Genomic DNA, 22,113 nt, shown 5'->3' with positions numbered 1-22,113 from the left:
AGGTTGGCCGCAACCGCCGGCGCGCTGCCGGCGGCCGGGAAGTTCATTATAGCGACTGGCTCAGCTGTACCAGCGCGTCCAGCTTGGCGCGCGCCGCGCCGCTGTCGATCACGGAGCGGGCCAGCGCCACGCCATCGGCGAGGCTGGCCGTAATGCCAGCGGTGTAGATCGCCGCCGCGGCATTGAGCAGCACGATGTCGCGCGTCGGGCCGGACTGGCCGTCGAGCACCGCCAGCAGCATGGTTTTCGACTGCTCAGCGCTGTCGGCGCGCAGCGCGGCCAGTGGCGCGTGGGCGATGCCGAAATCGGCCGGGTCGATGCGGTATTCGCGGATGGCGCCGTCTTTCAGCTCGGCGATGCTGGTATAGCCGGACAGGGTGATCTCGTCGAGGCCGTCTTCGCCGTGCACGATCATCACGTGGCGGCTGCCCAGCTCGCGCAGCACGCGCGCCTGGATGCCGACCAGGTCGGGGTGGAACACGCCCATCACCTGGTTGGGGGCGCCGGCCGGATTGGTCAGCGGGCCGAGGATGTTGAAGATGGTGCGCACTGCCAGCTCGCGCCGCACCGGCGCCACGTACTTCATCGCGCTGTGGTAGTTGGGCGCGAACATGAAGCCGACGCCGATGTCGTCGATGCAGCGGCCGACCTGCTCCGGGCTGAGGTTGAGGTTGACGCCGAGCGCCTCCAGCACGTCGGCGCTGCCGGAGCTGGACGACACCGAACGGCCGCCGTGCTTGGCGACGCGGGCGCCAGCCGCCGCCGACACGAAGGCGGCGGTGGTGGAGATGTTGAAGGTGTGGCTCTTGTCACCACCGGTGCCGCAGGTATCCACCAGCCGCGCGGTATCGCTCACCGGCACGCGGGTGGCGAACTCGCGCATCACCTGCGCCGCGGCGGCGATTTCCGACACGCTTTCCGTTTTCACGCGCAGGCCGATCAGGATGGCGGCGATCAGCGTCGGCGGCACTTCGCCGCGCATGATCTGGCGCATCAGGTCCAGCATTTCATCGTGGAACAGTTCGTTCTGGTCGATCAGGCGATTGAGGGCGGCCTGCGGTGTGATCATCTTTTTTCTCCGGCGTCTGCGGCGCTGTGCGGTTTAGGCGAATTCTTTCAGGAAGTTGTCCAGCATCTGGTGGCCGTGCTGGGTGAGGATGGACTCGGGGTGGAACTGCACGCCCTCGATCGGCAGCGTCTTGTGGCGCACGCCCATGATCTCGCCGTCGTCGGTCCAGGCGGTGATCTCCAGGCACTCCGGCAGCGACTCGCGCTCGATCACCAGCGAATGGTAGCGGGTGCAGGTCACCGGATTGGGGATGTCGCGGAACATGCCGATATCGTGGTGCGACACCGGCGACACCTTGCCGTGCATCAGCTGCTTGGCGTGAATGATCTTGCCGCCAAAGGCCTGGCCGATGCTCTGGTGGCCGAGACAGACGCCCATGATCGGCAGCTTGCCGGCGAAATGGTGGATGGCCGGCACCGAGATGCCAGCCTCGTTCGGCGTGCACGGGCCGGGCGACAGTACCAGGTACTGCGGCGCCAGCGCCTCGATTTCTTCCAGCGTGATTTCGTCGTTGCGGAAGACCTTGACTTCCTGCCCCAGCTCGCCGAAGTACTGCACGAGGTTGTAGGTGAAGGAATCGTAGTTGTCGATCATCAGTAACATAGCGGGTCTACAAGCCTTATTCCTGGCGGCTTACGGTGCCGCATCTATGGGTTTTAATCCTGTCCTTTATCCTGTTTTACCGTGGACTTTATGGGAAGTCAGCGGAACAGAGTGACAGGATAACATGATGGAATTCAGGCTGCCTCCTGGTGCCAGCATCTCTGGCTAGCGTGAGGCGTGCGACCAATCTCGATTGGACGAGTGAGTCCCTCCTTGATTGATCGTGACGATCCTTTGATTGACCACTACAAGGTGATGTCGCTCAAGGCTTTTGGACCGTGCCTCTCAGCATGCCCAGTTGAATCTCGGTCTCGGGTAGCGCTGGCGCGAAAAGATGCCGGGTCGTTTTGTATGGAAAGCGCTTTTTGTGCAACAAGATCTGGCGCTGGATGCTGTCGACGCAAAATGGCTCTCCGCTGCGCCAATGCGTGACGACCACTCTGGGGTCCCGATAGCCCAGCAGTACGCACGGCAGATAATGCAGCCCCAGCAAAACCGCCGCGCGCGCGCGGTGGTTGCCGTCCATGATGATGCCGGTTTCCCTATCGACGGGAATGGGCGTCGTCCACATGCCCGCCTGGGCGATGGCGGCCGCCAGCCGGTGCACGGCCTCCTCATCGACCTCTTCGGAAGAAAGGAAGAAGTCCACCGGCTTGAGAGCCACACAGTAGGACGGGTAATCACGCATTTGTCTGTTCCCTGGAGATGGTTTCAATGGCTGGCACAAGCACCTCTACCTCCCGCTCAGCGTTGCAGCATGGCCGTCTCCTGGACCACGCCATCGACGATGACGTGGCCGGCGCCCTGCGAGCAGCGCTCGATGCGGGCGTCGATCTTGTACACGGCACGCAGCATGTCGACCGTGATCACCTCTTCGCACGGGCCGCTGCCCTGCCCGCTACCGCCGGCGATCACCAGCGCCTGGTCGGCGAAACGCAGGGCCTGGTTGAGATCGTGGATCGCGATGAACACGATCATCCCCTGCTCGCGCGCCAGTTGGCGCATGAATCCGAGCACCTGCATCTGCCGGTGCAGATCGAGCGCGCTGGTCGGTTCGTCCATCAGCAGCACTTCCGGATCGCGCGCCAGCGTCTGCGCGATCGATACCAGTTGGCGCTGCCCGCCGCTCAGCTCCCCGAGGTTGCGAAACGCCAGCGCATCGATGCCGAGCGCGGCCAGGATGTCGTCGATGCGCGCCAGATCCGTGTCGTGCACCGCCCAGGACGGCGTCTGCTGCTTGCGCGCCAGCAGCACCGACTCGTACACCGTCAGCCGCGCGTTGGCACTGATGTCCTGCGGCATGTAGCAGATGCCGTCCCGGCCCTTGCTAGACCCTTCCAGCAGCACGCGTCCGGGGCCGTCGATCAGCCCGGCGATGCGCTTGAACAGGGTGGATTTGCCGGCCGCGTTGGGGCCGATGACCGCCACCACCTCACCGCCCAGGAAGACCGGGGTGGTGATGCCGGAGATGACTTCGTGGCGGCCATAGCTGGCGCCGAGATTTTCCAAACGTAGTGTCACCATGCGTTCTTTTTGCTGCCGAGTATGAGTGAAATGAAGAACGGCATGCCGATGAGCGAGGTGACCACCCCGATGGGGAAGATCGCCCCCGGGATCAGCGTCTTGCTCACCACGGAGCTCGCGGACAGCATCAGCGCGCCGGCCAGCATCGACGCCGGCAGGAAGAAGCGCTGGTCCTCGCCGATCAGCATGCGTGCAATGTGCGGGCCGACCAGGCCGACGAAGCCGATGGAGCCGACGAAGGCCACCGGAAACGCGGCCAGCAGGCTGACCAGGATCAGGGTCTGGAAACGCAGCCGGCGCACGTTCACGCCGAAGCTGGCAGCCTTGTCGTCGCCCAGGCGCAGCGCGGTGAGCGCCCACGCGCGCCTGGCGAAGACCGGCAGCGTGACCAGAATCACCAGGCACACCACGCCGAGCTTGGGCCAGGTGGCCTTGGTCAGGCTGCCCATGGTCCAGAACACCACGGCGGCCACCGCCTGCTCGCTGGCGAAGTATTGCGCCAGCGCCAGCAGCGCGTTGAAGGTGAACACCAGCGCGATGCCGAGCAGCACGATGGTCTCGGCGCTCACGCCGCGGCGCAGGCTCAGCACGTGGATCAGCATCGCCGACAGCATCGCCATCAGGAAGGCGTTGAGCGGCACCATGTACTCGGCCGCGGCCGGAAACAGCTTGAGCCCGAATGCCAGCCCCAGGGCCGCGCCGAAGCTGGCGGCGGCGGAAATGCCGAGCGTGAATGGGCTGGCCAGCGGGTTGTTGAGGATGGTCTGCATTTGCGCACCGGCCAGCGACAGCGCGGCGCCCACCGCCAGCGCCATCAGCGCCACCGGCAGACGGATCTCCCACAGCACCACCCGGGTCTGCAAGGCGGCACTGTCCGGACGGAACAGCGCGTGCATCACGTCGCCCAGGCTGTAGCTGGCCGGGCCAAGCGCCAGGTCGAGCAGCAGGCTCAACAGCAGCAGGACGACGAAGGCCCCCAGCAGCAGGCGCTTCTTCTGCACCAGCCCGCGGTACGTCGCACTCCGGTTGGGTGTGCTCATGTCGGCGACGCTCATGATTGCCCCTCCTTATCGTGCAGGCTCACGAAATAGCCCGGCTGGTACGGAATCGGCAGGAAGCGCTCGTGCAGCTCGCGGAAGGTGGCATCCGGGTCGAGATCGGCGAACAACTCGGGGTGAAACCACTTGGCCAGCTGCTGGATCGCCACGAACTGGTACGGGCTGTTGTAGAACTGATGCCAGATGGCGTGGAACGCGTGCTTACGGTTAGCCGTGATGCCGGCGTAGGCCGAGCGGCTCGGGTAGGCGGCCAGCTTGCGCGCGGCCTCCTTCAGGTTGGCCCCCGGTCCCACGCCCACCCAGCTGCCATTCGGCACGAACGCCTCCCAGTTGGCACTGGTCACCACCACCAGCTCAGGGTCGGCGGCGATCACCTGCTCCGGATTCAGCTGGCCGAACGTGCCACGGATCGCCTGTTTGGCGACGTTGTTGCCGCCCGCGATCTCCACGAAGCGTCCGAAGTTCTCGTTGCCGAAGCTCAGACAGCAGTCCTCGGTGTAGCCGCCGATGCGCTCGATGAACACCCTGGGGCGCGCCGGCTGGCGGGCCTCGATCACGTCGGTGACGCGCTTGACCTGCTCGTTGTGGAACGCGATGAATGCTTCGGCGCGCTGTTCCTTGCCGAACAGCTTGCCGAACAGACGCATGGTCGGCTCGGTGTTTTCCATCGGGGCGTGGCGGAAATCCACGTACACCACCGGAATGCCGAGCGCGGCCAACTTCTCGATATAGCGCGCGTCCTCGGTGGCGCGCTGGGCCTCGATGTTCATCACGACCACGTCGGGCTTGAGCGCAATCGCCTGCTCGATATCGAAGGTGCCGTCCTCGAAGCCGCCGAAAGTGGGAAGGTCGGCGATCCCGGGAAACTTGCGCAAGTAGGCGCGATAGGTGTCCGGATCGGACTGGATCAGATCCTTGCGCCAGCCGGCGATACGCTTGAGCGGGTTGTCGGTATCGAGCGCGGCCACCAGGTACAGCTGGCGTCCCTCACCCAGGATCACGCGCTGCACCGGCAGGCGTACCTGCACCTTGCGCCCGGCCAGGTCGGTGACGGTGCTGGTCCCCTCGGCAAGCACCGCGGGCGCATCCGGCTTGTCCGGCTCCGTCATGAAGAACAGTGCCCCCAGCGCCGCCGCTAGGCTGAGCGCCACGAGTACCACCAGCGCCCGTCGGCGTTGAAATAGCATCATCAATATCCTCAAAAAAATAACTGCTTCGTATTCGATTTGTCGCGCGCCATTCCGGACCTGCTGCAGAACGAGCGACTACGCGCTCTTCTGCTGAGGCGCGGGCATGCGTTCCCTCCGCACCAGCAGCACCGCCGCCACGGCCAGCAGATAGCACGCCGCCACATAGAAATAGGTGTATTGCAGCCCGAAACTCTGCGTCAGCCAGCCACCCAGCGCGATGCCGGTGATGGACGAAAACTGCGCGGTGCTCTGCGCCACCCCGAGCACGTAGCCCTGCCCCAGGCTGCCGGCCGACCTGGAGATCAGCGCCATCAGTACCGGCGTGGTCGCGCCAAGCAGCACGCCCCAGGCAAAGTGGATGACAAAGAAGGCTCCGATGTCGTGCGTGATGCCGGCGGCAGCGGTCAACACCGCGCAGGCCATCGCCACATGGCTGATGCGGCGCAGCGCCAACGGCAAGCTGACGTGCTCGAAATAGCGCGCCCACAGCGAGGCGGACACGACGAAACCGAGCGCCAGCAGGCCATAGCACAAACCCACCAGCCAGTTGCTCACCCCGAACACCGAACTCACGTACAGCGAGAACGGCGTCTGGGTGACCATGCGACTGACCAGCAGGATGCCGGTCACCGCCAGCAGCCCGGCGATCGGCGCGCGACGCCATGCAGAGGAGAGATCAACCTGCGCTGTGGCGGCAGCGGGTACAGCCTTGGCGACCGGCGCCACGCTAGGCAGCAGCAGCGCCACGGCAGCGGCGCAGGCGGCGCACAGCACGGCGGCAACGATGTTGATCCAGCGGAAATTGGCATGGTCCAGGATCAGGCCGCCCATCACCGCACCGGCCAGCGACCCGACGTTGGTGGATACCTGCAGATAGGCGAACAGGCGCGCCCGGCGTGCCGGCGACTCGATACTGACGCCATAGGCCTGCGCTGGCGCGATGAAGCCGGCGCAGGCCCCCTGCACGAAGCGCAAGGCCAGAATGGTCCACACATCCTGCGCGTAGGCCAGTGCCAACTGGGTCAGCGCGAGGCCGAGCAAGGCGCGGATCATCATCAGCTTGTGGCCGAAACGGTCGCCGACCCGGCCCCAGAACGCGCTGGTAAGCACGATGCCGAGCATCGGTCCGACATAGACGGCGACCCCCGCAAAGCCGAATTCCCAACTGGCGGTACTGAGCGCCTTCAGGTGCAGCGGCCAGAACGGGCCGCTCATCTCCATGGCCCCCATCGACACCAGTTGAATCACGAACAGCAGGTGGACCAGACGCGACGCCGGCCCCGATGCGACGACATTCGACATGACTCAAGCCATCCGCAGCGGATTGGGCAGCTCGTGCTGCAGCCGGTAGTCGGCGTACTTGAGCAAGTGCATGCGCAGCACCGAACGGGTGGACCACGGCTGCTCCAGGAAGGCCGTACGCTCGCGCAGCCACAGTTCCGGTTCGACACGCTCCTGGATGGCGTCGAACGCAGCTTCTGCTTCTTCACGCAGGATTTCCCACAAGCGCGTCGGGGCCAGCGAGTATTGACGCGTCAGCAGCAAGGCCACTTCGTGCAGATGGCAGACGAAGCATGCATCCACCACGAACGTGCGTACCGGCTCGATATCGTCGCTGAACACAGTCGGCAAAATTCCCGGATGCACGTAAGGCTTCAGTTCATAACCGCGCGCATTCAGCAGCGGCGCGTAAGTACGGCCATCACCGAAGTCGCGAATGAGCAAGCTCTTGGGCATACCGTCCGCATCGAACAGCACCGAGGTATTCTGCTGATGCGCCTCGAGCGCAATGCCGTACAGCAGGTAGATGCTCAGCACCGGCCGGGTAACCACGCGCGCATAGAGGCGGAAATAGGCTTCCACCGCCAAGGCAGGGTCATCCGCCGCCCCGGCGCGCTCGATCAGCTCGGTAATGAGCGGGCGGCCGCTAGCCGGCCCGTCGGTCAGCAAGGCCGCCACGGTGATCGGCAGCAGGCCGTCATTACGGTCGAACGCTTCCTTGCTGGCGCGATACGCGACAGACAGGTGGCGGCCGGAGCGATCTTCCTGTTTCACCGCGTGCTTGTAATGGAGCGCCACCTCTTCCGGGAAGATCTCGAGGGTGTGGCCGAAGCCGTTTTCGGCTGCCAGGATGCGCTGGATCACGGCGCTGATGCGCGGTCCCATGTGGATCGACTTGGCCTGCAGGCTGCGCTGTTCGCTGGTCAGCCACAGCGCCATCGGCAACTTGATGAACGGTACCGTGCCCTGCAGCTGCGGCATCATGGTGCGGAACGACATGGTCGGGCGCGTTTCGACATCGGGCCCCTCCAGAATCAGGATGCCCTCCTCGATCTCGGCGGCGTACTCCTTGCCTACAAAATGGTCGAGGTGCCAGGAGTGGATCGGCAGCGGCAGCCAGTCGGCCTCGTTCAGTCGCCTGGCGTTCAGACCCGCTTTCCAGTCGGCCCACAATGTCGGGAACTGTTCGGCGAACCAGTCGTGATAGCCAGACACGTGCGGCATTCGTTCAAGGTAAGCGTGATCCGCGTGCAGCGCGGCGATGCGCACGGAAACCGAGGCGTTGAACTCGGGCGACAGCGCCGCCACTTGCTCCGGGTTCAGGTCCGGCTTGGATTTCCAGGTCGGATAGAACGGGTGCCCCTCAAGCGAGCCCCATTGATCGAGTAACACCGCCGCTTCGCCGGTAGCGGCATGCCGGCGCAGATAGTCAGCAAACCCCTTGGCACCGGTCGCGGCAATGCGCTCGGCCAGTTCGGCGTTCCACGCTTCACGGTAGATGCGCGCCAGTGCGTCATTCGCAACGCTGTTGGCCATGTCGGCTTTCAGCCCGGCCACGCCGTCGTCGCTGGGTGCGAAGTCGAAGCTGTCTCGCAGAATGTCGATCAGTTGCGCCGCTGTCTCGATCGCCGTGTGCGCACCCTTGTGTTCGATCAGGGTAATGGCGCCGTGGTTGATGAAGGTGTTGGCCGGCGCCGCGTGCAGGTCATCGAAATAGACCAGCGCCATCCGCTGCCACAGCGGCAGCCAGGCGCCCTGCCCGTGCGGGGCGAACACCAGCATGTCCTTGTCGATGATCTTCTCGGCGAACAGGCAACGCACCACGCGGCGCAGCGCATTGCGCTCGGCGTTGCATAGCGCGGCGGCTTCGCGTTCGACGTAGAAGGCATTGTCGGATTGCAGTCGTTTCAGATTGGTTTTCATTGGTATCAGGCCGGCCAGGTTTGCGGAAAATAATCGAGGGCGGAACTGCGCAGGCCTCCCATGTAGGCCACGTTCCAGTTGAAAATTTCTTCGATGTACGGCAGCTTGAGTTCCAGACGCCGGCCCATCTCGACCAGCACCGCCAGGCCGAACGCGACGTCCTCGTGGAAGGCGCGGTTCTTCTTGTCGATCACGTAGCCGTCCGCGGTTTTCACCATCGGTGCCAGAATCGAGTCGTAAGCCTGATTGCTGCGCAGCACCGATAGCATGGTGCGGGGATCGCGGATCTGCTCCTGGTAGGCTTCGACGATTTCCTGCCTGAGCGGCTGCACCGACGACATGTCCACGCCCAGGCGCTGCTCGACCGCCTTGCACAACAGCTGGCTCTCCTCATCGCAGCGTTCAAGGAAATACGCGCCCAGTTCGGGGCAGTCGGTCCACCAGCACAGCGGTTCGGCGAAAGGCTTGTCGTGCCACTGCGCATACGGCCCGATCAGGCCGTAGACCACCGACGGATGCATGATCGGATTGCCGGGGGTCAGCGTGATTTCCAGGTAGTGCGCGAGCAGTTCCACCGGCGCCGCGTACAGGCGCTGCAGGTGCGCCAGCAGCGCCTGACGCGCAGGCCCGCTTTCACGCTGGTGCGTACCGACGTACAGCGTGCTCTTCGCCCCGCCCATCCGGACCGAAACACCGGGCTGCAGCGCATAGGCGGTATGCGGCACGTCCTTCATGCCCCAGATCACCGCGTTGGGCCGCGCCGCCAATGCCTTCTCGGCCAGCCAGTCGAAACCGCAGAAACCCGGAATCGCCCCGACGTACACCGGCTTGTGCGTGGGCAGGCTGCCGGCAATCGCGTGCAACAGCGCCGGCCGGGCCTGTGCCGGCACGGTGATGATCACCACGTCGGCATCGGCCAGAGTCGCGTCCGGGTCGCCCGACACGACATCCAGGCGCGCCGACAGCGTTCCGCCTTCTGGCAGCAGCGCGCTGATGCCGGCGTGAGCGTGGCGCTCGATCACTTCCCGGTTGTTCGTGAGCAGCGACACCCGGATGCCGGGCCGTTGCTTGAACAGCACCGCGCTCAGATGGCCGGTTCGGCCGCCACCGCAAATGACGACGTTGAGCGGGTCCATCATGCGGCGCTCCGTTGCAGCAGGGTCGGCTGCGCATCCTCGATTTCGTCCGGGCTCAACCAGTCGTCCAGTTGCGCCCAGATTTGCGGGTCAAGCAGATTGCGCTCCTGCAGCCAGCTCTCGTTGTACACGGTGTGCAGGTATTTCTCGCCACCGTCCGCTACCGCCGCCACCACGTTGCCGCCGATCAAGCCGCTGTGGATGAATTCCAGCGCCTTGTAGATCACGCCGCCGGTGGAGCCGCCGACCAGCAGCCCGGTACGCTGGGCGATGTAGCGCGCGGTTTCGAACGCTTGCGTGTCGGACACCTGCACGCCGAGATCAATGCAGCTGTAGTCGAGCACCAGGCCGACGGTGTCGCCGGCCGGCGTGCCGGTGCCGGATTGGTAATAAGGATGGCCAGGCTGGCCGAACACGATGGAGCCGGCCGGCTCGACCGCGATGGTCTTGGTGTGCGGGTTGTGCACTTTCAGGCCGCGCGCGATGCCGGTCATCGAGCCACCGGTCCCGACGCAGCCGACGTAGGCGTCCACGCCGCCCACCTCTTCGATCACCTCGCGCACGAAATCGGAATAGCCGCCAGCGTTGGCCGCATTGTCCGACTGGTTCATGAACACCGCGCCGGGGATCTGGCTGGCAAGCTCGGCCGCCAGGCGCTGGCGCTCCACCACCGCCACCTCGTCCTCGCGGAAGTTGCCTTCGACGTAGCGGATCTCGGCGCCAAGCGCACGCATCACCGCGATCTTGTCCTGCGCGGCGTGGTGATCCACCACTGCGATAAAGCGCAGACCGAACTCGATGGCGGCGATCGCCAGCCCGCAACCGGTGTTGCCGGAGGAGGACTCCACCACCACGCCCCCCGGTTTGAGGCGGCCCGCCTTGAGCGCCGCGATCACCATATTGCGCGCCATACGGTCCTTGATGCTGCCACCGGGGTTGTTCTTCTCGATCTTGAGCAGCAGCTTGGAATGTTTGGCAGGAATGGAAATGCTCAGAACCGGGGTATTGCCGATCAGATCGGTCACTTTATTCAGAATCATCTCGTTACTCCATTCGATCGTCAGGGGAAACCACCAGCGCACCGGCCGCGTCGTAGGTCACGGTGACGCGGCGCGGCATCGGGTGGCGGTGAAATTCGTTTTCCAGCAGGTCCATCTGGTAGCCGGCGGTGTTGGCATACACCAGCAGGTCGCCGGTCTGCGGCATCGTGTTGAAAGCGATCAGGCGGTTAGTGATCACGTCGTCGTCCAGGCAGCTGTGGCCCGCGATGTAGGCTCGCACCGGCTGCCCCCCGCTGGCACGGGAAACCAAGATCGGATCGACCAAGTACTCGGACGCGAACCAGGTTTCGCAGGCACTGAAGCTGCTGCCTTCGACGAAGACCACCGGATTGCCGCTCGCCAATTGCTTGACCCGGGTGACCCTGAACACCGACACGGCACTCTGGTCAGCCAGGCTGCGCCCCGGTTCGAGCGCCAGTGTCAGCTGCTGGGTGTTGAGGTATCCGGCAATCGACAAACCATCCACGCAAGGCGCCGCCAGTAGCCTGTCCAGCCACTCGCAGGCGCCCAGGCGCCCGCCGTATGGATAGAACGACTCGGGCACCTTGCCGGTGCGGTAGTCGTCGCCGCTCTGCGCACGCAGGAATGCCTCGTAGGCGTCGGCATCGACATAGCGGATCGGCAGGCCGCCGCCGATGTCGATGATTTTCGGATCGAGCCCCAGTCCGCGCGCCGCCTCGACGTGGCGGATCAGTTCACGCAGCGCCTGCACACGTGGCTCAAAGCCATAACCGCCCAGGTGAAAATGGAAGCCCTCGAAGGAGAACCGCTGCTTCTGCTCTGAAAGGTGCCGCAGACACTGCAACAGCTCATCCCCTCCCATGCCGAAGCGGCTTGCCGACGAGGAGGCTGGCCGGTAGCGCAGCAGCACTCGCGCCACGCTCCCGTTGGCGACCCTGTGCAAGCAAGCCTCCAGCTCCGCCAATTCCTCGGCCGAATCCACCGAGATCAACGCCACATTGGCGATGAGTTCGGCGTGGAATTCGCGGGTCTTGGCCGGGCCGGTAGCGCACAGTCTGGCGGGGGCCACGCCGGCACGCAGGGCGTCCCGCATCTCGTAAACACTGGACACATCCACGCCGATACCGGCCTCTACCGCGGCGCGCACCAACGCCTGCGACTTATTGACCTTGGCCCCGTAAAACACGTCGAAGCGCACCTGATGCTTACGCAATACCGCGCGCAACGCCTCGACGTTCTGTTTCAGGATGTGCGGCCAAACGATATTGAGTGGCGAACCATAGCGTTCGACCAGGTCCAACAGCGACTGCGGCGAGGAATAAACGATATCCGCAACGGCCGGATCCAGGATGGGCCGGAGCACACCGGGCGTCCAAGCCTTCAGGCTCCCGGTTTCGGCCTCAAGCAGCTGAGTATGGCTTTGCATAGTCGACCTCCCCCACCCGGTTTAGAAGTCCACCGTGGCGGACAGCTGCACCGTGCGGGGTGCCCCTTGCGAGAGGGTGCTGTAGGAGGCCACGCCCGACCAGTAATCGCGGTTGAACACGTTCTGAACGCCGGCCCGGAACGTGGTGGGCTTGCCGTCGATCTTGGTGCGATAGCGCGTGCCGACGTCGACCTTGGTCCAAGACGGCAGGCTTTGCGTATTGGCCTGATTGACGTATTGCTTGCCCGTATAGGCCACGCCGCCCGTCAGCGTAAGCCCCGACAGCCACGGCGTGTCCCACTCGGCATTCAGGTTGGCCTGCACCGATGGAACGCCAACCGGCTCTTTGCCGCGGGTTGCGCTGCTGTTGGTCTTGGTCAGCTCGGCGTCGAGCAAGGTGACGCCAGCAAACAGCCGTACCGACTTCGCCACTTCGCCGGCGACATTGAACTCCAGACCACGGTTGCGCTGCTCGGCATCGACCGCGAACACGCCGTTGGTGAGCTGGCCGCTCGGCTTTGTGATCTGGAAAGCGCTCACCGTGGTCATCAGGCCACCGTGATCAATCTTCACGCCGACCTCGTACTGCTTCGACTTGTACGGTGCGAACACCTCCCCCGAGTTGGATGCCGTCGCTGGCGCGATGTCTCCCTTGCTCAGCCCTTCGATACGGTTGGCGTAAAGCGAGACCTTTTCCCATGGCTTGAAGACGATGCCGAACAACGGCGTCACAGCACTCTTGTCGTAGGAAGACGTCACGGCCCCGGTAGTCGCGTTGAAGTTGTCCGATTCGACCTGCTGCCGGCGCACGCCAACCATGAGCTGCAGGCGCTCGTCGAGCATGGATAGCGTATCGGCCAGGGCGACGCCGGACAGCGTGGTTTCGGACACCTTCGGTACCAAGGACGGCGCGCTCACGTTCTGGCTCGGGCTGCCCACCGGCGAGTAGATGTTCGACAGCACAGCCGTGCCGCTAGTGGAGCCCCGCGCCAGTTGGTCACGATAGGTGCTGGCCTGCAGGGTGACTGCATGACGCACCGGACCGGTATTGAAGCGGGCACGCGCGCCCGCGTCGGCCGTGAAGCGCTCGATGTCGAACTTGAAGTGCATCGGCGTCGCCGTCGTATCGCCCGCGGCATTCAGAATCGTCGGTGTCTGATCGGACAGGCGCGACACTTCCGTGTGAGCGGCGCCGACATTGGCAAACAGTGTCAGCTTGTCGCTCAGCTCGTATTCGGTGCGCAACATGGCCGAGCGGTCGTCGATCTTCGACCATGCCCACTGCTGGGTTACGTTGTTCTGGCCGTCCGGCGCCGACGGCACGGCGACGCCGGCGGCGACCAGAAACGGCCGCGACGGCGCGTCGAACTCCTCCTGCTGGCTGATCAGGTCCAGCGTCGCCTTGAAGCGCTCCCCCTGATAGTCGAGCGACAAGGCCCCGACATCCGCGGTGCGGGTCTGCTTGTCCACGGCGGTGTCGCCCTGGTGGTGACTGCCGTTGAAACGCACGCCGAACTGCTCATCCGTGCCGAAGCGCCGGCTGACATCGAGATGCCCGCCCCCCTGTGTATCCGACGCGTAGTCGGCGGTGAACCGGGTCAGGTCCTGGGCGAGCGCCCGCTTTGGCACCACGTTGATCACGCCGCCGACGCCACTGTTCGGCGACATGCCGTACAGCAGCGCGGCCGGCCCCTTGATCACCTCGACCCGCTCGGCGTACTCGGTGAACACCCGGTAGTTGGGCGCCACACCATAGAGCCCGTCGAGTGCGACTTCCCCCAGATTCCCCTCGCCAATCGGAAAACCTCGGATGAAGAACGAATCGACCACGCCCCCGGTCTGGCTGGCGCGGACGGACGCATCCTTGGCCAGCACATCGGCCACCGTTGCCGCCTGCTGGTTCTGTATCGCCTGCGAGGTATAGCTGCTGATGCTGAACGGCGACTTCATCGCGTCAGCATTACCCAGCAAGCCCAGGCGCCCCCCACGGGCAACCTGGCCACCGGCATAAGGCCGGGAAAACACCCTGGACAGGTCCGCGCTGACCTGCACCGCCGGGAGCTCGGCGACTTCTTCGGCATAGGCATGGCCTGCAAACCCGACCATCAGCATTCCGGAGAAGGCCATGCGCGTGGCAAAAGCCAGCGGCTTGAGCAGGGATGCTGTTGTGGTAACCGGAGCGGCTGAATGGGAAGGAGATAAAGGAGACTGGGGCTGCATGGCGAGCGATTTCCTGTTTTGTTAAGCGATAACTTTAACTATCGGATGACTGCCCACGACAATAATGCAAATGCAAATGATTTGCAACAAGAAATGCATTCCGATTAAAACTGCTGTCAAACAAGATGACTTAATGGTGGGCGTGACGGCAGGAAGCAGTCGCCCAACACGGCGCAGGCGCTGCGACAAGCACCGGGCACCAGCAAACCGGCACAAGCCAAGTGCCGTATGCCGGATCATTTCCATGCCGGGAGAAGAAAGGTTTTACGGGAGAAATCGTGGGGAGGGTGCGAGTGCGGATGGCATCCACAGCTAGCAGTGCGAGTACGAGCAGGCAGCACAGGCAACGCATCGTCGAGGCCGCCGGAGCGATCATTACCGCCAGTCAGACTGGCACTACTGCACAACGCGCCGATGCGGCACACGGCAAGCAAGCCGTCTCAGGGGCGGCTGGCCGCGCCAGTGCTGGCGACCGCGCTTGCGGCCAACCTTTGAGCGGGCATGGGCAAAACAAAGCGCCGGCAGATGCCGGCGCGAGGAAAGACAGCGTGGCGGCGCACGCTGGCGCCGCCACGGTGATGGCTCAGACTTACTTGCGCAACTGGCCCAGCGCGCCCTGCAGCTCCTTCAACACCTCCGCGCCACCGTTGGCCGCGAACTTGTCGAAGGCCGGCTTGGCTTTCTCGCGCATGCGCTTCAGCTCGGCGTCGCTGACCATGTTGATCTTCATGCCTTGCTGGGTCAGGAATTTCACGCTGCGCATCGCCTCGGCGCGGGAATCCTTGCGCTCGAAGGTGCGCGATGCCAATGCAGCGTCCTGCAGGATCTTCTGCTCGTCGCGGGACAGGCCGTCCCACCACTTCTTGCTGGCGGTCATCACCCACGGGCTGTACACGTGCTTGGTCACCGACAGGTACTTCTGCACTTCGTAGAACTTGCTGGACTGGATGGTGTTGACCGGGTTTTCCTGACCGTCCACGGCGCGGGTCTCCAGCGCGGTGAACAGCTCGGCGAAGGCCAGCGGCACCGCATTGGCGCCGAAGCTGTTGAACATGTCGATGTACACCGGGTTCTGCATCACGCGCAGCTTGATGCCCTGGAAGTCCTCGAAGCGGGTGATCGGACGCTTGGTGTTGGTTACGTTGCGAAAGCCGTTTTCCCAGTAGGTCAGGCCGACCAGGCCCTTGGCCGGCAACCTGGCGATCAGTTTCTGCCCAAACGGGCCGTCCAGCACGGTGTCGGCCTCCTTCTCGTTGGCGAACAGGAACGGCAGGTCGTAGACACCGAAGTCCTTTTCCACGCCCACCAGCGTGGCGGTGGAGCCGACCATCATTTCCTGCGCGCCGCCGATCAGCGCATTCTGCATCTGCACGTCGTTGCCGAGGCTGGCGGAGCCGAAGCCCTTTACCTTCAGCTTGCCGCCAGAGCGCTTGGCCACTTCGTCGGCAAACAGCTTCACCGCGCGGCCCTGGTTGCTGTCTTCGGCCAGGCCGTAGCCAAAGCGGATGATGCGCGGCTTGATGTCGGCGGCCAGCGCCTGCGGCGTGGCCAGGGCGCCGGCGGTGATCAGGCAGGCCAGCAGCGGTTTGAACATTGTTTTCATGAGTCTCTCCTCGGTTGTGTTGTTACAGCTGTGATCGGGCTGGCTTGCGCTCAGCGGAAGAACTGGGCGGGAACGGTGACCACTTCCGGCACCGCCACCAGCAGGCTAAGCAGCAGCAGGTAGGTCAGCAGGAACGGCCACACGCCGCGGGTTGCCGATTCCATCGAAATGCGCGCCACGCCGCACACCACGTTGAGCACGGTGCATACCGGTGGCGTGATCAGGCCGATGGAGCCGACCAGCACGAACATCACGCCAAAATAGGTGCTATCGATGCCGGCCTGCTGCACCAGCGGCATCATCACCGGCCCCAGCACCAGAATGGTCGGGGTCAGGTCCATCACGATGCCGACTACCAGCAACAGCACCATCATGGCGGCCATCAGCAGGCGTGGCTGCTCCATCAGCGGCCCCAGCATCTCGGCGATCTGTGCCGGCAGATCGGCCAGCGTGATCATGTACGACGACACCAGCGCGGCGGCGCACAGGAACATCACCGTGGCGGTGGTGCGTGCGGCGTGCACGAAGACCGGCTGCAATACCGACAGCTTCAGCTCGCGGTACACCAGCAGACTGACCAGCAGCGAATACATCGCCGCCACCACCGCCGCCTCGGTCGGGGTGAAGATGCCGAACTTCAAGCCGCCGATGATGATTACCGGCAGCATCAGCGCCCAGACCCCGTCGCGCAGCGCGTAGCGACGCTGTGCCCAGCTCTGCTTCGGTTGCGGCGTGACATTCATGCCGCGCGACACCAGCAGCCAGGTCAGCACCAGGCCGACGCCCATCAGCAGCCCCGGCACGATACCGGCGAGGAACAGCGCGGTAATCGAGGTGTTGGTGGTGACGCCGAAGATGATGAACGGCATGCTCGGCGGAATGATCGGCGCGATGATGCCGCCGGACGCGATCAGGCCGGAGGCCCGCTCCACCGGGTAGCCGTGGTCACGCATCATCGGGATCAGCAGCGTGGCCAGCGCCGCGGTATCGGCAATGGCGGAGCCGGACAGACTGGCCAGCAATACCGAGGCGGCGATGGCGACAAAGCCGAGACCGCCGGGAATGTGGCCGACAAAGGCCACCGCCAGGTTGATGATGCGGCGCGAGATGCCGCCGGCGTTCATCAGCTCGCCGGCGAGGATGAAGAACGGCACCGCCATCAGCGGGAAGTTGTCGGCGCCGGACAACAGGTTCTGCGCCACCAGCTGCGCGTCGAAGAAGTCGAGATGGAACATCAGCGCGATGCCGGTCAGCATCAGGGCAAAGGCCACCGGCATGCCCAATGCCATGCAGGCAAACAGCACGGCCAGAAAAATCACGATTGTCATGGTGTGTTCCTTACAGGTCCTGGGCGGTGGAATGGGTGTCCGGACTGCCGGGGATTTGTGCCTGCGGGTGGCGGCGCACGATGCGGTAAAGGTTGGCCGCAATCAGCAGCAGCATGGCCACGGCGCACAACAGCCCGGCGCCGGCAAACAGCGCCATCGGGAAGCCGAGCACGGTGGAGTAGGTTTCCAGCCCGATCAGGGTCTGGCTCCAGCTGCCTTGCAGGAACAGCCACAGCGCATACAGCATTAGCAGATGGCTGAGCACGGCACAGCCGCGGCGCCACGCCGGCGACAGCCGCGCCTGCACCATTTCCACGCCGAGGTGCGAGTTCTGCCGCACCGCGAGAATGGCGCCGAGAAACACCAGCCACACGAACATCAGCCGCGACACTTCCTCGGCGGCGGCGATGCCGGAATCGAACACGTAGCGCAGCACCACGTTGCCGAACACCAGCGCCACCATCACCACTAGTGCCAAGGCCATCAGCCATTCAACAAGCCGTTCGAGACGGGATAAGCAGTTATGCATGATTGCTCCTCACGACAGTGCAGCCAGCTGCTGCAGGATGTGCCGGACCAGCTCGTCCGGCGGCAAGGTGATGTCGCCGGCGATGGCGCGTTCGTCCGCCGCCGGCGGCTGCAGATCGGCAAACTGGCTGTCGATCAGGCCCAGCGGCATGAAATGGCCCTGCCGCGCCTGCATCCGCTGCCCGATCAGCGCGCGGCTGCCGTGCAGGTGCACGAACACGGTGGCGGCATCGCCCTCGCGCAGCAGGTCGCGGTAGCGCCGTTTCAGCGCCGAGCAGGACAACACCAGCCCGTGGCCGGCGTGCGCGGCGGCGGCGAGCTGGTCGCGCAGCGTTTCCAGCCACAGCTGGCGGTCGGCATCGGTCAGCGGCGTGCCCGCCTCCATCCGCGCCACATTGTGCGGCGGATGGAAGTCGTCGCCTTCGACAAAGCCGGTGTCCAGCGCCGCAGCCAGGCGGCGACCGATCTCGCTCTTGCCGCAGCCGCACACGCCCATCACCACAATCATCGGTGCTTTATTCATGTTAGCGTTAACATATTCAGGTTAATGAAAAGCCGCATCGCGCGGCCACTGGTGTCCGGTGCTTGAGCAAAGCGGCACCGGGTGCTAAGGTTGCTCGAAGGTTAGCGCTAACATTCGGCAAGGTAAAGCAGTTTTGATCGTGCAGCGCAACATCGAATCCGGCGATGCAAACCGCCCTCCCCCTTACAATGGCAGCCCATGAGCGAACGCAAACCCCGCGCCGGCCAGAGCCGGACCACCTTGAGCGATGTTGCCAACCATATCGGTGTCAGCGCCATCACCATTTCCCGCGCGCTGAACAAGCCGGAGCTGGTCTCGGAGGCGCTGCGCCAGCGCATCGACGACGCGGTGCAGCTGCTGGGCTATGTCCCCAACCGCGCTGCGCGCGCGCTGGCGTCGGCCAAGTCGCACAGCGTGGTGGTGCTGGTGCCGTCGCTGTCCAACACCGTGTTTGTCGACACCCTCGCCGCCATCCACGACACGCTGCACCCGGCCGGCTACCAGATGCTGATCGGCGACACCCGCTACTCGCCACAGGCCGAGGAAAAGCTGCTGCGCACCTATCTGGAGTACAACCCGGACGGCATCCTGATCACCGGCTTCGACCACACCCCGACAGCGCAGACGCTGCTGCAGACCGCCGCCATTCCTACCGTGCACATGATGGAACTGGCGGAACAGGGCGACAGCCCCTGCGTCGGCTTCTCGCAATACGACAGCGGCTACGCCCTCACCCGCTTCCTGCTGGACAAGGGCTATCGCCGCATCGCCTTTCTGGCAGCACAGCTGGACCCGCGCACCCTCAAGCGCGGCGAAGGCTACCGTGCCGCGCTGCGCGAAGCCGGCCTGTACCAGCCACAGCGCGAACTGGCCGAGGCCAGCCCGTCCTCGGTCGGGCTCGGCTCGCGGCTACTGGATCGCCTGCTGCTGCAGGCGCCGGACTGCGATGCCGTGTTCTGCAACAACGACGACCTGGCGCTGGGAGTGTTGTTCCAGTGCCAGCGCCGCCAAATCGCCATCCCGCAGCAGCTGGCGATTGCCGGCTTCAACGGCCTCGACGCCTCGGCGTGGAGCAATCCGTCGCTGACCACGGTCGACACCCCGCGTTACGACATCGGCAAGGCCGCGGCCAGCATGCTGCTGCAACTGATGGCGGGCAAGACACCGGTGGCGACCCGGGTCGACCTCGGTTACCAGCTGCTGGCGCGCGACAGCACCTGAGAACCTGTTCAATAGCTGCTGTGATTGTTTTCAATGGGCCGACACCGCGTTAAAAACGCCTTCGGAATGCTTGTTTATTTCCAGTTAAACGCCGCTTCCTCAGGCGTTTTCGCCTTGTCTCGCGTGAGCGCGCGAGACTTTGAACAGGTTCTGAGCGGCACGCCTTGCCTTGCGGCCAACCTTGGCCGCAACCGTCACCGGCCCTGCCCCCGCCGCCACAAGTAAAGGCCGATCAACGCGCCGGCCATGTCGGCCACCACGTCGCCCGCCTCGGCGCTGCGGGTCAGCGTCAGGCTGCCCTGCGCCAGCTCGGACAGCAGCGCCCAGCCCAGGCACAGCCACAAGGTTGGCCGCAACGGCGGACGCTGGCGGGCGGCGAAACTGCGCGCCAGCAGCCACGCCCACACCGCGAACAGCAGCGCGTGGCCCAGTTTGTCGAAATGGGGAATCGCCGACGGCGTGCCGGCCGGCTTCAGCAACAACAGGTAAACGGAGAACAGCCACCAACTAGCGGCGGCCAGACTGCGACGTAACGAGTGCGACAACACGACTTCACCTTATCTCGATTGCCGCCCGTCGTCGCGCGGCCAGAACCCGGCCAGCCTGCCAACGGGCAGACCGGCCCCCTAATCAATCCTAGTGTGCGACGGCGATCATCTGCACCGTGCGCAGCGCGGACAGCTCGCGGCCGCCGGCGTAGCTGACCGACGACTGCAGGTCTTCCTGCAGCTCGTGCAGCAGGCGGGCGATGCTGCCCTTGTACTCGACCAAGATCTTCTTGCCTTCCACGTTTTTGTACTCGCCCTTGTTGAACTGCGAGGCACTGCCAAAGTACTCCTTGTAGTGCTTGCCGTCGATCTCGACGATCTCGCCCGCCGATTCGTCGTAGCCGGCAAACAGCGAGCCGGCCATCACCATGCTCGCGCCGCAGGCCAGCGCCTTGGCCACGTCGCCGTGCTCGACGATGCCGCCGTCGGCAATCAACGGCACACTGATTGCGGCAGCGCAGTCGCGCACGGTGGCCACCATCGGGCGGTGGAAGCCGGTCTTGTTCTTGGTGATGCATACCCGGCCGCCGGCGATGCCGGCCTTGATCGCGTCACAACCCCACTCCTGCAGTTCGCGCGCCGCCTCGGCGGTGGCGATGTTGCCGCCGATCAGGAAGCTGTCCGGGAATTCGCGCTTGATGAAGCGGATCATGCGCTCCGCCTTCACGCACCAGCCGTTGGCCACGTCGAGGGTGATGTATTCCGGGCTCAACCCGGCGGCCTTAAGCGCGGCCAGCTGCTGCAGGGTGTCGCCGTTGACGCCGACGCTGATCGAGGCGAACAGGCCCTTGGCCTGCATGTCGCGCACGAAGGCCACGGCGTCGACATCGAAGCGGTGCATGGTGTAGAACCAGTTGCGGCGCGCAAAGTATTCGCAGGTCTCGGCATCGACCACGCTCTTCATGTTGGCCGCATAGAGCGGCATCGCGAAACGGCGCGGGCCGAACTGCACCGAGGTGTCGCACTCCTTGCGGCTGTCGACGATGGTTTTTTTCGGAACGAGATACACATCGCCGTAATTGAGTTCGGTGTTGATCATCAGCTGTCACTCCAAATTGCATTCGGGAAACCATTCGCGGAATGGTGCTGCGCCGCCGTTCCGGATAGCGGTGCAGATTTCGGGCGTCCCCAAATAAAAAAGCGAAAGCCGGGCGGCTTTCGCTTGCAATTTTCCCGCCCTGCGGCGCTGTCGGGCGCAGGGCAAACGGTACTGACTATACGCAGCGCAAAATCCGGGCGTCAAGCGTTAATTGTCGAGCCAGGACAGGATCGGACGCCACGCCTCGATGTCGCGCCGCACCCGTGCCGGTGGCAGATCGAACAGCGTCAACCCGGCGCCGGCGGCCTGCACGTAGAACTGGGTGTCACGGATCCAGCCCAGCACCGGCACCTGGTAGCGCGACAGGAAGTTTTCCAGCTCGCGCGCGGAGCGGGTGCGCGGATCGACGCGCATGCCGACCACGCCGACAAAGGTCTTTTCCTTGCGCACCGCCTTTTCCGCCAGCAAGGCGTCAAAAAACTCGCTGCTGGCCCACATGTCGAACGGCGACGGCTGGATCGGCACGATGACGCGATCGACCTTCTTCACCAGCGCGCGCAGCCGCTTGCCGTCCAGCCCGGCCGGGCTGTCGAGGATCACCACCTGGGTGTCCTTCGGCGGCTTGGCCAGGCCCTCGATCATCTGCCAGCCCTGGATAGCCGGCGCCGCCGGCGGCCGCTGCGCCAGCCAGCTCAGCGACGACTGCTGTTTGTCGATATCGCCCAGCATCACCTTGGTCGACTGCGACGCGTAAAAACCGGCGATATTGGTCGACAGCGTCGACTTGCCGCTGCCGCCCTTGGGGTTTGCCACCAGTATCGAATACGCCATAACACCTTTCGCTGTACTTGCTTGCCGGTCGCGGCGACGC

Annotated in this window: 20 protein-coding genes; 1 reads left to right on the top strand and 19 read right to left on the bottom strand. The window is 64.5% G+C overall.

Going from position 1 to position 22,113, the window contains the following annotated elements:
- Nucleotides 1-46: 46 nt before the first annotated feature.
- The 16 genes from trpD to C8E02_RS02885 form a co-directional block, all read right to left on the bottom strand.
- Nucleotides 47-1,069: an anthranilate phosphoribosyltransferase gene (gene trpD, locus C8E02_RS02960; RefSeq protein ID WP_120809585.1), complete on the bottom strand. Its 1,023-nt coding sequence runs from the start codon at nucleotides 1,067-1,069 to the stop codon at nucleotides 47-49.
- A gap of 33 nt (nucleotides 1,070-1,102) precedes the next feature.
- Nucleotides 1,103-1,672, bottom strand: a complete 570-nt coding sequence (locus C8E02_RS02955) for an aminodeoxychorismate/anthranilate synthase component II (RefSeq protein WP_120809584.1) — start codon at nucleotides 1,670-1,672, stop codon at nucleotides 1,103-1,105.
- 262 nt (nucleotides 1,673-1,934) lie between these two features.
- Entirely contained in the window at nucleotides 1,935-2,360 is a 426-nt protein-coding gene (locus tag C8E02_RS02950; protein WP_120809583.1) for a ParB N-terminal domain-containing protein, read from the bottom strand.
- A gap of 56 nt (nucleotides 2,361-2,416) precedes the next feature.
- Nucleotides 2,417-3,196, bottom strand: coding sequence for an ABC transporter ATP-binding protein (locus C8E02_RS02945; protein ID WP_120809582.1), 780 nt, complete (start codon nucleotides 3,194-3,196; stop codon nucleotides 2,417-2,419).
- Nucleotides 3,190-4,251 (bottom strand): FecCD family ABC transporter permease, encoded by a 1,062-nt coding sequence (locus C8E02_RS02940; protein ID WP_211329144.1) that lies wholly within the window; start codon nucleotides 4,249-4,251, stop codon nucleotides 3,190-3,192. The genes C8E02_RS02945 and C8E02_RS02940 overlap by 7 nt, the downstream gene beginning before the upstream one ends.
- Nucleotides 4,248-5,444 carry an ABC transporter substrate-binding protein gene (locus tag C8E02_RS02935; protein WP_211329143.1) on the bottom strand — a complete coding sequence of 399 codons (1,197 nt, stop codon included), beginning with the start codon at nucleotides 5,442-5,444 and terminating at the stop codon, nucleotides 4,248-4,250. The genes C8E02_RS02940 and C8E02_RS02935 overlap by 4 nt, the downstream gene beginning before the upstream one ends.
- 75 nt (nucleotides 5,445-5,519) lie before the next feature.
- Nucleotides 5,520-6,746: an MFS transporter gene (locus C8E02_RS02930; protein WP_120809581.1), complete on the bottom strand. Its 1,227-nt coding sequence runs from the start codon at nucleotides 6,744-6,746 to the stop codon at nucleotides 5,520-5,522.
- 3 nt (nucleotides 6,747-6,749) lie between these two features.
- A complete protein-coding gene (locus C8E02_RS02925) occupies nucleotides 6,750-8,648 on the bottom strand; it encodes an IucA/IucC family protein (protein ID WP_120809580.1) in 1,899 nt (632 codons plus the stop codon).
- A gap of 5 nt (nucleotides 8,649-8,653) precedes the next feature.
- A complete protein-coding gene (locus C8E02_RS02920; RefSeq protein ID WP_211329142.1) occupies nucleotides 8,654-9,787 on the bottom strand; it encodes an NAD/NADP-dependent octopine/nopaline dehydrogenase family protein in 1,134 nt (377 codons plus the stop codon).
- A complete protein-coding gene (locus C8E02_RS02915) occupies nucleotides 9,784-10,824 on the bottom strand; it encodes a PLP-dependent cysteine synthase family protein (protein WP_047966444.1) in 1,041 nt (346 codons plus the stop codon). The genes C8E02_RS02920 and C8E02_RS02915 overlap by 4 nt, the downstream gene beginning before the upstream one ends.
- Before the next feature lie 4 nt (nucleotides 10,825-10,828).
- Nucleotides 10,829-12,232 carry a Y4yA family PLP-dependent enzyme gene (locus C8E02_RS02910; RefSeq protein ID WP_120809578.1) on the bottom strand — a complete coding sequence of 468 codons (1,404 nt, stop codon included), beginning with the start codon at nucleotides 12,230-12,232 and terminating at the stop codon, nucleotides 10,829-10,831.
- 21 nt (nucleotides 12,233-12,253) lie between these two features.
- Nucleotides 12,254-14,452 (bottom strand): TonB-dependent receptor, encoded by a 2,199-nt coding sequence (locus tag C8E02_RS02905; RefSeq protein WP_120809577.1) that lies wholly within the window; start codon nucleotides 14,450-14,452, stop codon nucleotides 12,254-12,256.
- 589 nt (nucleotides 14,453-15,041) lie between these two features.
- Nucleotides 15,042-16,055: a TRAP transporter substrate-binding protein gene (locus C8E02_RS02900; RefSeq protein ID WP_120809576.1), complete on the bottom strand. Its 1,014-nt coding sequence runs from the start codon at nucleotides 16,053-16,055 to the stop codon at nucleotides 15,042-15,044.
- 50 nt (nucleotides 16,056-16,105) lie between these two features.
- Nucleotides 16,106-17,383, bottom strand: coding sequence for a TRAP transporter large permease (locus C8E02_RS02895; RefSeq protein ID WP_047966448.1), 1,278 nt, complete (start codon nucleotides 17,381-17,383; stop codon nucleotides 16,106-16,108).
- Between the two features lie 10 nt (nucleotides 17,384-17,393).
- Nucleotides 17,394-17,912, bottom strand: a complete 519-nt coding sequence (locus tag C8E02_RS02890; RefSeq protein ID WP_211329141.1) for a TRAP transporter small permease — start codon at nucleotides 17,910-17,912, stop codon at nucleotides 17,394-17,396.
- Nucleotides 17,913-17,921: 9 nt separating this feature from the next.
- A complete protein-coding gene (locus C8E02_RS02885) occupies nucleotides 17,922-18,434 on the bottom strand; it encodes a gluconokinase (protein ID WP_211329140.1) in 513 nt (170 codons plus the stop codon).
- Between the two features lie 198 nt (nucleotides 18,435-18,632).
- On the opposite strand from C8E02_RS02885, the gene gntR reads away from it, so the two are divergent.
- A complete protein-coding gene (gene gntR / locus C8E02_RS02880) occupies nucleotides 18,633-19,655 on the top strand; it encodes an HTH-type transcriptional regulator GntR (RefSeq protein ID WP_120809574.1) in 1,023 nt (340 codons plus the stop codon).
- Between the two features lie 194 nt (nucleotides 19,656-19,849).
- Here gntR and C8E02_RS02875 read toward each other — a convergent pair whose 3' ends face one another.
- From C8E02_RS02875 to C8E02_RS02865, 3 genes are all read right to left on the bottom strand, one after another.
- Nucleotides 19,850-20,200: a VanZ family protein gene (locus C8E02_RS02875; protein ID WP_245961050.1), complete on the bottom strand. Its 351-nt coding sequence runs from the start codon at nucleotides 20,198-20,200 to the stop codon at nucleotides 19,850-19,852.
- A 91-nt stretch (nucleotides 20,201-20,291) separates the two neighbouring features.
- Nucleotides 20,292-21,242 (bottom strand): GMP reductase, encoded by a 951-nt coding sequence (locus C8E02_RS02870; protein WP_120809573.1) that lies wholly within the window; start codon nucleotides 21,240-21,242, stop codon nucleotides 20,292-20,294.
- A gap of 207 nt (nucleotides 21,243-21,449) precedes the next feature.
- A complete protein-coding gene (locus C8E02_RS02865) occupies nucleotides 21,450-22,073 on the bottom strand; it encodes a ParA family protein (protein ID WP_120809572.1) in 624 nt (207 codons plus the stop codon).
- Nucleotides 22,074-22,113: the final 40 nt, after the last annotated feature.

Source organism: Vogesella indigofera (assembly GCF_003633895.1).
GTDB classification, from domain to species: domain Bacteria; phylum Pseudomonadota; class Gammaproteobacteria; order Burkholderiales; family Chromobacteriaceae; genus Vogesella; species Vogesella indigofera.
The sequence above is the reverse complement of the archived record's forward strand: the minus strand, read 5'-3'. Positions and strand labels throughout refer to the sequence as shown.